Origin of the sequence: Mesorhizobium kowhaii (assembly GCF_042431665.1) — a bacterium.
Lineage (GTDB): Bacteria > Pseudomonadota > Alphaproteobacteria > Rhizobiales > Rhizobiaceae > Mesorhizobium > Mesorhizobium kowhaii.
This window is the reverse complement of record NZ_JBHLYT010000058.1, coordinates 1-10,957: the sequence shown is the minus strand read 5'-3', so window position 1 is coordinate 10,957 and position 10,957 is coordinate 1. Positions and strand designations below refer to the sequence as shown.

At 58.9% G+C, this 10,957-nt stretch carries 9 protein-coding genes; 3 read left to right on the top strand and 6 right to left on the bottom strand.

Annotated features, from left to right (window positions below; all coding sequences use genetic code 11):
* Positions 1–504: 504 nt before the first annotated feature.
* Positions 505–1,290, top strand: a complete 786-nt coding sequence (locus tag ACFFNA_RS32865) for an HpcH/HpaI aldolase family protein (protein WP_378923929.1) — start codon at positions 505–507, stop codon at positions 1,288–1,290.
* Between the two features lie 219 nt (positions 1,291–1,509).
* Here ACFFNA_RS32865 and ACFFNA_RS32860 read toward each other — a convergent pair whose 3' ends face one another.
* The 3 genes from ACFFNA_RS32860 to ACFFNA_RS32850 all read right to left on the bottom strand — a co-directional run bounded on the left by ACFFNA_RS32860 (position 1,510) and on the right by ACFFNA_RS32850 (position 4,560).
* On the bottom strand, positions 1,510–2,850 hold the full coding sequence (locus tag ACFFNA_RS32860) for an IS1380 family transposase (RefSeq protein WP_378923928.1): 1,341 nt from the start codon (positions 2,848–2,850) through the stop codon (positions 1,510–1,512).
* A gap of 121 nt (positions 2,851–2,971) precedes the next feature.
* Positions 2,972–3,094: a Ros/MucR family transcriptional regulator gene (locus ACFFNA_RS32855; RefSeq protein ID WP_378923984.1), complete on the bottom strand. Its 123-nt coding sequence runs from the start codon at positions 3,092–3,094 to the stop codon at positions 2,972–2,974.
* 404 nt (positions 3,095–3,498) lie between these two features.
* The gene (locus ACFFNA_RS32850) at positions 3,499–4,560 is read right to left on the bottom strand and encodes a Gfo/Idh/MocA family protein (protein WP_378923927.1); all 1,062 of its coding nucleotides are present in this window, start codon (positions 4,558–4,560) and stop codon (positions 3,499–3,501) included.
* Between the two features lie 1,433 nt (positions 4,561–5,993).
* On the opposite strand from ACFFNA_RS32850, the gene ACFFNA_RS32845 reads away from it, so the two are divergent.
* Positions 5,994–6,782, top strand: a complete 789-nt coding sequence (locus tag ACFFNA_RS32845) for an aspartate/glutamate racemase family protein (protein ID WP_378923926.1) — start codon at positions 5,994–5,996, stop codon at positions 6,780–6,782.
* A gap of 61 nt (positions 6,783–6,843) precedes the next feature.
* Positions 6,844–7,881 (top strand): aldo/keto reductase, encoded by a 1,038-nt coding sequence (locus ACFFNA_RS32840; RefSeq protein ID WP_378923925.1) that lies wholly within the window; start codon positions 6,844–6,846, stop codon positions 7,879–7,881.
* Positions 7,882–8,181: 300 nt separating this feature from the next.
* Here the strand turns inward: ACFFNA_RS32840 and tnpC are convergent, their stop codons facing one another.
* Genes tnpC through tnpA form a run of 3 tightly spaced genes read right to left on the bottom strand, consistent with a single transcriptional unit; the run spans position 8,182 to position 10,615 of the window.
* Entirely contained in the window at positions 8,182–9,753 is a 1,572-nt protein-coding gene (gene tnpC, locus ACFFNA_RS32835; RefSeq protein ID WP_378923924.1) for an IS66 family transposase, read from the bottom strand.
* Positions 9,754–9,807: 54 nt separating this feature from the next.
* Positions 9,808–10,161 (bottom strand): IS66 family insertion sequence element accessory protein TnpB, encoded by a 354-nt coding sequence (tnpB, locus tag ACFFNA_RS32830; RefSeq protein WP_378923923.1) that lies wholly within the window; start codon positions 10,159–10,161, stop codon positions 9,808–9,810.
* The gene (gene tnpA, locus ACFFNA_RS32825; RefSeq protein WP_378923982.1) at positions 10,142–10,615 is read right to left on the bottom strand and encodes an IS66-like element accessory protein TnpA; all 474 of its coding nucleotides are present in this window, start codon (positions 10,613–10,615) and stop codon (positions 10,142–10,144) included. The genes tnpB and tnpA overlap by 20 nt, the downstream gene beginning before the upstream one ends.
* Between the last annotated feature and the right edge of the window lie 342 nt (positions 10,616–10,957).

Below are 10,957 nucleotides of genomic sequence, written 5' to 3'. Positions count from 1 at the left end.
GATCAAAGCGCGGCTAGCATGGGATTGACCGGTTCGGCATGGTGGGCCCTACCGCCCTAGGGTGTCGCCAAGTGAGCGAGGCGCTCCCCCACTCCCACGTGAACGGAGGCCTCACGCGAACCCGCAGCTTAACTCGATTCCAGTGTTCATCCGACCTGCGGCCTCGACATCCGCCGAAACCATTCGGGAATAGCCGCGCCGACAAGCAAACCGGAGGTCGACGCTTCGCGCCGCCGGTCCATGCATCCCTTCGCCGGAGCGGACCCCGTATGCTGGCGAACGTCGCGGGTGTGATAGCCAACTTCTGCACAAACTGTATATTTTAGTGCGCCGAGAAACCTGCCATCGTGGCAAAAGAACAAGTCACTTGGGTGGGCAGTAGCGCTTTCTATCGCTCTCTCCAACTCTATAGGTAAGCTCCCTGCCCCGCTTGGAATTAAAGCGTTCCGACGGGATAGTGCTGACGGATGCAGTTATGGCTCAGGTACTCAAAGGATCGTAAAAATGGCAAGACATACATTCGCTGAAACGATCAGGTCGGGAAAACCGCAAATTGGGGCCTGGATGCAAATTCCACATGTGATGGTCGCGGAGACGTTGGCGCAAACAAATCTTGATTTTCTTGTGGCAGATGGTGAGCATTCGCCCATTCCACCCAACGCGCTTCTAGACATTCTTCCTGCTGCCGAACGATACGGCATGCCTGTACTGTATAGAGTCGCTTGGAACAGGGTCGAACTTATAAAAGCGGCGTTAGATCACGGTGCGAATGGCATCATGGTGCCAATGATAAATTCGGGTGCCGAAGCCATCGAAGCTGTGTCGTCCTCAAAATATCCGCCTGCTGGAAAGCGCGGATCTGGAGCGTGGAGAGCGTCGAACTATTACCAAAACGATGCAGAGTATCGGAAGAATGCGAACTCTAGCTTGGCTGTCGTAGTCCAGATTGAGACACGGGAGGCTCTCAACAATCTTGATGACATAGCCTCAACACCTGGTGTTGATGCGCTCTTTATCGGCCCGGCTGATCTTGCCCTTTCCTTGGGCATGGAGTCAGGAAAGCTCACACCTGAGTTGCTGGATGCCTGTCAAGCAGTCGCGGATGCCGCTAAGAAGTACGGGATTGCATCGGGTATTGATGTGGCATCCATAGACTATTTGGCGCAGTTCCAAGAGCTGGGCCTCAGCTTGTTCACCTACGGATCGGATCCTGATTTTGTCTTACAGGGAGGCCGTGCTGTTGCGAAAAATTTCCACGATGCGTTTCTCGCTAAGCAAACTGCTCATTGATCCCTGTAAATTGCGGAATGTTGGATGACCTAGTGGCTCCCCGAAAGAGTGTTGCTGGAGGATCTAGCCCGCCTTATTCATGACGGATCTGGGTTTGTTTGCCGCTGAGCGGCGGACAGGTGGCGGCTCGGCGTCTTTTTCACCGCGGCTGTGTCTGGACTTGTGAACGCGCTGGAGGGTGGACGCTGTGTGGTTCGGCGGGGCCTGCTGCCCCGGCGGTCATGGTCCTGCCGGGAGCAGATTGCTGGCGATCGCCCGGAACAGACTTACCTCGGGACAGGCGGCGGCGAAGGCCAGGCGGATGCGCGAGACGGTTTCGATGACGCGGGCGCCGAGCTTGAGCAGCCTGAGCCGCAGCGTAGCGAACTCGGCGTTGCGCAGTTGATGGGTCGTGGGCACCGCCTCGCGCAGGGTGAGCATCAACCAGTATGCGGCGGTGTGCAGGACAAGACGGACCTGGTTGGCAATCGGTGAGCGGCAGGAGGAGGTTCGGTCGGATGCGAGCTGGCTCTTGTGCATCTTGATCAGGTTTTCGGCCTGGCCGCGGGCGCAGTAGATCACGTCGTAGATGTGCTCGGCGGAGCCTTTGTCGAGATTGGTGACGACGAAGCGGATGTCGAGGCCCATCGCAGTTGCCTCGATGCGAGCGCAGGTGCGGCGTTCGGCCTTCCTGGACTTCGCTTGTAGTGGCTCTCGGCCGCGCAGCACAGACTTGCGCTCGAGCGCGCGGCGGGTGCGGATGTCGTCGGCGCTCTCGTCGACGAGCCGCTGCAGAACCTTGTTGCCGGGTAGGCCGAAAAGGTAGTCGATCGCATTGTTCTCGCACCACGCCATGACTTGCGCCCGGCCGTAATGGCTGTCGCCACGGATCAGGATGCGGGTGGTCGGCCAGCGGGCGCGGATGCGGCGCACGAGACGGCGCAGATGGCCGCGGATCTCCTTGCCCGTCGGGGTCTTGCCAGGACGCAGGATCATCGCGACCGGGCGTCCTGTCGCGGCGTCGTAGATGTGCATCGGCAGGAAGCAACGCTCGTCGTAATGGGCATTGAAGAGCGAGAGCTGCTGATGGCCGTGAACGACATCAACCGTGTCGTCGATGTCGAGCGTGACGCTTGCGGGCGCCGCCGCATAGCTCGACAGCCACAGATCGACCAGCACCCAGCCGAGCCGGATGACGGTCCTGAGGTCGGGTAGGTTCTCCAGGCGCGAACAGGTCGGCTGCGAGCACAGATCAATCCCGCTGTCGGGCAACCGCCCGCAGGCGAGCTTGAAGGCCGGATCGGTGCGCAGCCGGTTGAGATCGTTGGCATCCTCGTAGCCGCATGCGATGGCAAAGATGCGGGCGCGCAGGATGTCGACCATGGCGTGCGTCACGCGCTGCGGGTGACGCGGATCGTGGATCGCAGCCGCAAGCCGGTCGGCCAGTCGCAAACGCCGCTCGGCGGCGGCCAGAAGCATGACGCCGCCATCCGAGGTGATGCGGCCGCCGTCAAACGCAGCTGTGATCTTCTTGCGTCCGACGGCTGGAAAAGACAGCGGCAGAAACGTATTCTCGGTCATGGCGGGTGTGGCTCGCGAGATGCGGTGGCAGGGTTGGCCTAAGCAACCGAATCCTACGCCAAATCAATCGCTTAAGCTACATCCGCCAGCCTCAAAGGCCCATCGTCGTGCATAAGACGGGCTAGCGGCCGGACGCGCCAACCGGATGGTCGGGAAATACCGACCGCTTCGGATGGACTGCTGGAGTCTGGGCCGGCTTCTCAGGTCCGGCAGGCTGTCCGATCTTCGGCAGGGACTGGTTCACGCTCTGAATAAGATCCGGGAGCGCCAAAATCGGCAGCGCAGTCTTGCTCACGTAAGCCCACAATGTCGCTGGTCAGATCGACCAGGCTCACCATCTCATCAGCCAAGCAGCTTCTCCTTTTTAAGGCTTGTACATGCCTAAACGGAATTACGCCCGCGTCGAGCTCCGGATCGACCGTCAACCATTTGTTCCGGAAATCAACTCCAATCTGGTGCTCGGAATGTGCTCGTCATATCCCTTAGCCGCCAAGAGCGCCTGCTACCAGATACTGCGTGTCGAGCTTGACCAATCGCATCCTCGATGCCGCCCACGCGCGGTATTTCACAGTACTGCGGGAACGGCTGGCGAGGAGATAGCGCTTCCGCCGGCGGCATTGGGCACGGGCGCACGGTGGAGAAGATGGATTAGTGTTTCGGACGCTTACTGTTGATCGTTTCGACCGATATCACTCGCCCCGTGGCCGCCGACGTGATCGCCGCCTGCATAAGAGCGAGACTGCCAATATTGTCACGCGCCAGGCTCGCGAAAGGTGCGGCCGTTCCGTTCTGGACGGCTCGCGCAAACGTCGCCAAGCTTTCTCTACGTCCGAACGATGCCATCGGAGGAAGGCCGATTGGCACTAGGGGTTGGCCGCGCTTTCGGATGCTGACTTGATCGCCGTCCAATGTCACATCACGGTCACCGCGGCAGGTCCAGATGATCTCGCCCTCGCCGCATTCCATATGCCACTCGCCGCCATACGGCGTCTCCACTCCAACACTAAGCCAATTGCCGCGATAGGTGACGACGGTGCCTCGATCGAAGATGATCGTCGCAGCCGCTGCGGGCGGCTCTCTGAACGAACTCCCCTGCGGCTGCCAGGCGGTACAATATACTTGGCGGGGTTCCTGCCCGAGCACCATGCGCATCAGGTCAAAGTGGTGGATGCCAAGATCCTCAAGAAGGGGCTGCCGGAAGGCGTAAAACGATTCATCGGCCGGCGTGCAGTTCAGAGACCGCCGGAATTCGATGTGGACTGCGCCTACCGGTCCGAGTACTTGCTCTCTGACAAGCCGGGCAGCACTGATAGCCGCAGGAAAGAAGCGGAAGTTCTGACTCACCATGAGTGTTAAGTGGTAACGGTCCGCCAAATCAGCGAGGCGCTCCGCCTCAGCGGTCGTAACCACAAACGGCTTCTCCACCAATACGTGCTTGCCGCCTTCCAGAGCAAATTCAACGAGAGGAGCATGGGCCAGGACGTCCGCCGTAACCAAGACAGCGTCAGCATCGATGTTCGAGAGCGCTGCCTCGAAGGTTGAGAAACACCGGTCCGGGCGAGCTCCCAGCCGCCTCTTCACTCGCTTCAACGCCTCGGGATTTTGGTCGACCCAACCTATCGCCTCGACTTCGGGCACCTGAGGTACAACCGTCTCAGCCCAGTCTGCACCCCATTGACCAAGCCCTACCTGAAGTATCCGAATTGTCATGACATCACCAACCGTAGACTAGCCGAACAGTAACTGTCGCTGCAATATGACCGCAGGACGCATCTTGAGATGGACCAAGTTCGCTCGCATCGGTCGGAGCCATGAGCTCGCAGACAAAACAGCAACGATTTGACCCGCTGCCTTATACCGCTGCGCCAAGTATCCACGTGGATCACTTGAGGGCAGCCGGCGTTACAGACAGAAAATCGCCCTACTGGATGTGTGACAAACGTCTCAAGAAGCCGCATCTTTCGCATTGGCCACTTCCCCTCAATGCAGTCAGCCTCGTGGGCCAACGAGGGTGTTGATAGACCCCTCGTGTCCGACATCCTCATCGAGGTACGTCCAAACCTTTCCGAGCTCGCCATGTAAGCTCGGAACCCATTAATTAAATCATAGCAATACATTTCACCCACGTCCCCGAGTATGTCATTAAACAATTGAAAATATCCTGTCAGGCTGTATTTATTATGTAAAGTGAAATTTACGTAACATTTTTATTGCTATCATTCGCTTAATCGAAACTTCCGGCACCGCTGCCTCCGGGTTTCAGACTACGCGTTGACGACGTGGAACACGGCACCAGTATGGAGCAGGTCAGAGGGAGGCGTGTCGCACTTTCATTGTGCCATATTGTCCGACACGGACGACCATGGCAGAAAGTGAACACGACAAAGGAGGAACGACTGCAGCGGCAATGCCAATCATCAACGTCAGGCGGTTCGGCCGGCAACAATCACCCCGCCCGACACAGAACCCGCATCACCGCTATGGCGTTGCCTGTAGCCTCTCGACGGCAACCTCATCCGTCCGTCGCAAACTGCGGCGGGAACTTCGACTGTGTGGCCTCGCGTTCGGCTTTGAGGGATGGGTGCGTCGCCGTTTGGGTGGTGACGGCGATCCCCGCTCGACGTTTATCATCCTCAAGATGACGCAGGCTGGGATTGTATGCCAATGACCTCGGACAACACGACCTCGGTTAACGTCAGCGGGCGGCACTTAGGTTTGTCGAGATCAAGACACAAGTCGTGTTCCGCTTAGCTTCGTTGTGCTGTCACGCCGAACGTTTAAGTCATTGAACAACAAGCGCAAAAGCATTTCCAAAAGAGATTTCTGAGCGTTTGGCACGACTCTTGATGCTCCTTTGGCAAGCCGCAGGTTTTGGCGAGGGTGTTATCGTGGTGACAGTGCTGCCTCCAATTCATTCGCGCCTTTTAGAGAAATGTGGGTTGCATGATCCGTTCATGGATTATGGCTTCTGCCCGGTGCAACACTGAACCGGTTCTTAACATTCGAGATGCAGTACGTCTGTTCCAACTGTCGGACGAACCTACCAAGTTAGCTCCGCGCTACTGTCGGCTCTCATTACAAATGGTGATCAACGCGCCAGTTCGACCCGGATGGCCAGTGCATTCCCAGCTTAGGAGTCATACATGTCTAGAAACCGCGACTTTGGAATAGACGTCATTCGTAGCCAACCGACTACATATGGTTGTGGGATGGGTCTGGGGATCATGCTCTTCGATGAGGTATGTCCTGGTTTTCCCGGCTCTGTACGGAACGCAAGTGCGCATCCATTCCCGGTCCAATACGATGTAGTCAAAGGTGTCGACTTCGATCGGCTCGTAATTCAGTCGGATAAATCCGCTTGCCTTGAACCCATACTGCAGGTCGCGCGTCGACTCGAACGTATGGGGTGTAGAGCCATCGCTGCCGAGTGCGCTCACTTTGCGTATTTCCAAAAAGAGGTGGCGGCCGAAATATCGGTGCCCGTATTTATGTCGAGCCTTTTGCAGGTACCTCTCGCGCAGCGGCTGACCGGAGGCACGGGACGCGTTGGCATCGTGTGTGCCTTCCCTCGGCGGCTGACCGAGCACCATCTGGTCAGCGTCGGAATCGACCCCGCGTCAAACCTTGCGTTCATGGGAGTATGCGAGGACTATTCGTGCCCGGACTTCGAGAATTTGTGGAGCGTAGACAAGTGGGGGTCTGCAGTTCCGACGGCCAGTTTCGAACGCGCCGAAGCCGAGTTCGTTAGCGCGTGTAAGGACTTCGTCTCCAAGAACCCCGACCTGCGCGCATTGATTTTCGGTTGCACAGGACTTCAGCCGTTCGCACGCTGTGTGCAGCGCGAAGTGAAGTTGCCTATCTTCTCTTGGAGCACGCTGCTCGACTTCGCCTTTTCAGTTGTCGTTCATCGCGAGCACTATGGCCACGTTTGAAACGCCTTACGCTCTTATTTCCGACATGTCATTCAATCCTTCTCCCAGAAGACATTCCATCATGCGCTACAACCAGCTTGGCAATACCGGCCTGTTCGTCTCCGAACTCTGCCTCGGTGCCCTGACTTTCGGTCCTCCCGACGAGACCCTGATCGCCAGCCTCGACCAGAAAGGCGTCAACGAGATCGTCGGCCGCTCGATCGCCGTCGGCGTCAATTTCTTCGACACCGCGGGTGTCTATTCCTTCGGCCAGTCGGAGCGGCTGCTCGGCCAGTCATTCAAGGAGCTGAGCATCAAACGCTCGGACGTCATCATCGCCTCTAAGGTACATTGCGCCATGGGCGAAGGCCCCAACCAGCACGGCTCGTCGCGCGGCCATATTATGGATTCGATCGACAGCAGCCTCGAACGGCTGCAGACCGACCATATCGATCTGTACCAGTTGCACGGCAACGACTCTGTGACGCCAATCGACGAGACGTTGCGGGCACTCGACGACCTCGTCGCCAGTGGCAAGGTTCGTTACGTCGGCGTCTCGAACTGGCAGGCTTGGCGGATCGCCAAGGCCCTCGGCATTTCCGAACGCAAGGACTATGCTCGCTTCGAGACGGTGCAATCCTACTACTCGATCGCCGGCCGCGATCTCGAGCGCGAGATCGTGCCGCTGCTCAACGAGGAAAAGCTTGGCCTCATGGTCTGGTCGCCAATGGCGGGCGGGTTGCTTTCCGGCAAATACGGCCCTGGCGCGCGGGGCAATGGCGAAGGCCGCCGCACCAGTTTCAACTTCCCGCCGGTCAATGAGGATCGCGCCTGGGCGGCGGTCGCCGTTATGCGCGAGATCGCGAAGAAGCACGACGTCAGCGTTGCCACCGTGGCACTTGGCTACGTGCGGACCAAGCCTTTCGTGATGAGCATCATCATCGGCGCCAGCCGCATGGACCAGCTTGATCAGAACCTCGCCGCCACCGAGCTGAAGCTCGATGCCGACGATCTCACAAAGCTCGACGAGGTCAGCGCGCTGCCTTCAGAATATCCCGGCTGGATGCTGGAGCGGCAGGATGCCGAACGCCGTCCGGCGCCTTTCGCACCGACGCCATAATCGCTTAAATTTACTGGGCGTTTCCTGGACTGCCTGTTCTATCGACCCGCGGCCCAGTTTTTTAGAGACACACGGCTCGGCGGAGATCCAGCAGAGCCCCTGACGCGTGCCGGCAGATGCCATGGCCGACATGCGTCCTTTCTCGGTAAGCGCTTGGCCGTAGTGCTTGAAGTTCGAGGACATGAGCGCTTCGATCTCGGACGTGAACCAGTGGTCGTTGACGCTCAGCAGTAAGCGCTCATTTCCCCGCACGTTGACGGCCCTTGCAACAACTGATCGCTTTCAGACGGACGCGTCGGGTCAGGCTGCGGCGGCTTTGGCGAAGTTGAAGGGCAGCAGATCGTCGATATCAGCGTCCTCGTTGCGTTGAGGCAATTCGGTGAGGACGTGGCGCAGCCACGCTAACGGCTCGACGCCACAGGCGCGGCAGGTCAACATCAGGCTGTAGATGACGGCGCTGGCCCTGGCTCCGTCGACGGTATCGCTGAACAGCCAACTTTTCCGGCCAGTGGCAAAGATTCTGATGTCACGCTCGAGAAGATTATTGTCGATCGGCATGCTGCCGTCCTCGGTGTAGCGAGTCAGATATCCCCATTGGTTCAGGGTATAGGAGACGGCGTCGCCGAGCTTGCTGTCCGGCAAGACTTTCGGGGCGATGTCGTCGAGCCATGCCTTGAGAGCATGGAGGATGGGGACACTATGTTGCTGGCGGAGGCGGCGAATGCAGTGATCTCGCGTTTCGCCGTCATCGGGGATTTCGTTCCGCGCCTGCCTTTCAACCCGATAGAGCTGTTCGAAGAACCGGAGCGCCTGTTCCGGCGGGCCGCCACCTTTCTTTCTCGCTTTGAGGGCGTCGACGAAGCGCCGCCTCGAATGGGCCATGCATCCAAGATGCGTTGCCCCTTCCAGCGTGCGCCAAGCGGAATAGCCATCACTCATCACTATGCCGCGGTAATCGCCCAGGAAGGTCTGCGGGTGTATCTGGCCGCGGCCTGGCTGATAATCGAGCAGCACAATTGGCTCGCCACTGTCCTCGCCGCTCCGGTAAGCCCACATATACGATGTGCTGGTGGCCTCTCGATCCTTTTCCTTCAGCACCTGAACCGTCGTCTCGTCGCCATGGATGAGAGGCTGCGATCTGAGCCGCAGCTTCAGGGCGTCATAGATGCGGGAGAGATGTCTTTCGCTCGAGCCGATCACCCAGTGGCCCAGCGCGCCACGGCTGACAGGAACGCCGGCGCGCTCGAATGCCTGTGCCAGGCGGTAGAGCGGTGTGCCGTCGACATACTTATGAACGAGCGCGAAGGCCAGCGTCGAAGCCGTGGCGATGCTGCCCGGCAAGGGCTGCGCGGACATCGGCGCGATCACGACCGGCGTGTTGATCCCGGTGCGGTCGCAATGGCGGCAAGCGTATTTGAAGCGGACATTCTGCAGGACCTTCGCCTTCACCTCGATATGAAGTTGCTCGGCAACAGTCTCGCCCATGCGATGCATCTGGTGACGGCAGCAAGGACAAGCTTTCTCGTCGTCGGCAAGGTCATACTCGACGCGCTCGCGCGGTAGGTTCTCCGGCAAAGCCTTGCGGCCGCGCTTCTTTCCCGTCGTGCCGTCGGTCGCCGGCAAGCCCGTGTCTGGCAAAGCAACGACTTCGCCATTTTCGTTGGCGACATCGTCCTCATCCGCGGCCTGTTCGGCTTCATTGAAGAGGCGATCAATGTGCTTTTCGCTCTTCGGCGCAAAACGATGCAGTCGTGCAAGCGCCAGTTCTTCCTCGAGTTTGACGACGCGTTCGGCGAGTTGACGGTTCTGCGCCTGCAGCGCAGCAATGCGTGCCATCAACTCTTCAACAGTCGGTTCGCCGGGTCGATTCATCAGATTCTTGAATCGAAAGCATGCCGCCGCGTCAACCGCTCAATTCGAGAGCCCTCAACCGGCAACCTGATATTGCCGCACCGGATGGCGGACCATCGCATCGATATCGATGCCGTCGAGGATCCAGTGCGATTGCTCGGTCGTAAGCGTGACCACCGCTGCCTCCCGGCGCGGCCACCGGAACTTGTCCTCGGTCAGCCGCTTCAGGACCAGCACAAAGCCCGACCGATCGAAGAACAGGAGCTTCATCCGGTCGCGACGGCGATTGCAGAACGCAAAAACCGCCGCAGCAAACGGATCGAGCGCCATCGTCTCTTGTACCAAAACCGCAAGGCTGCTGATGCCGGCCCGAAAGTCGATCGGCTCGCGGTGCAGGTAGACTTTCAGGTCAGCGCCCAGTCTGAACATGACCCAGTGCTCCGATGGTCGCCGTCAATGCATCCACATCACCGCATTCCAGCGTCAACTTCACGCCGTTCGGCAGTGACGCGCTCACCTTGGCTGGAGAGGAAAAAAGCTCAGCCCTTTTCGATGCCGACCCACGCACCCCATCGCAAGTCCCCGGCAAATCCACCGCGGCCATGCTGCTCTGTCGCAGCAAGGCCCGATCGGAAATGCTTCCAATCTGAACCGGGATAAACGCTGGTGATGAGGACAGCGGGAGGGACTGGGCCTGCGTGCGCTTCTTTATCCACTTCCGAAGAAGGTTCGCATTGACCCCATGTTCGAGCGCAAGCCTCGATACCGACACGCCAGGCTCAAGGCAGGCCGCGACAAGACGGTCCTTCGATGCAGGCTCGTATCGGCGTCGCCCGTTCCGACCGACAAGCCTCACCCGCAGTTTCTGCTCATCTTCTTCCATCACTTGGTGTCCACCTATTTTGGTGGACACCTCATGCATCAGAGCGCTCAACAGCAAAAGGTGCGGGGAAATTCGCGCTTACGCTCAGCATGCTCTTACGCTGAAAAGACGTCAAGAATTCCAGAAGCCGGTCAAGCCGAGGCGGCGAACCGGTCGCGCAGGTCGTGTCCGGAGGCCAATCTGTCGATCTAGCCCGCTTGATGCACGGCGATCGGCTTTCGGCGGCCTGCATGGCGAGCTGGCCGCCCTCGGAGTGCATTTTGACAAGCCTCGTCGGGCGCCGGCGATGATCCGTCGTGATGGAAGGCGGGGGTTTGCGGGTTGAGGTCGGCGGGTTTGTTT

Bases quoted from the DNA above. Each gene is read 5' to 3' on its own strand.
- ACFFNA_RS32860 (WP_378923928.1), bottom strand. From the start codon at position 2,850: ATGACCGAGAATACGTTTCTGCCGCTGTCTTTTCCAGCCGTCGGACGC.
- ACFFNA_RS32840 (WP_378923925.1), top strand. From the start codon at position 6,844: ATGCGCTACAACCAGCTTGGCAATACCGGCCTGTTCGTCTCCGAACTC.
- tnpB (WP_378923923.1), bottom strand. From the start codon at position 10,161: ATGTTCAGACTGGGCGCTGACCTGAAAGTCTACCTGCACCGCGAGCCG.
- ACFFNA_RS32865 (WP_378923929.1), top strand. From the start codon at position 505: ATGGCAAGACATACATTCGCTGAAACGATCAGGTCGGGAAAACCGCAA.
- tnpC (WP_378923924.1), bottom strand. From the start codon at position 9,753: ATGAATCGACCCGGCGAACCGACTGTTGAAGAGTTGATGGCACGCATT.
- ACFFNA_RS32845 (WP_378923926.1), top strand. From the start codon at position 5,994: ATGTCTAGAAACCGCGACTTTGGAATAGACGTCATTCGTAGCCAACCG.
- ACFFNA_RS32850 (WP_378923927.1), bottom strand. From the start codon at position 4,560: ATGACAATTCGGATACTTCAGGTAGGGCTTGGTCAATGGGGTGCAGAC.
- tnpA (WP_378923982.1), bottom strand. From the start codon at position 10,615: ATGGAAGAAGATGAGCAGAAACTGCGGGTGAGGCTTGTCGGTCGGAAC.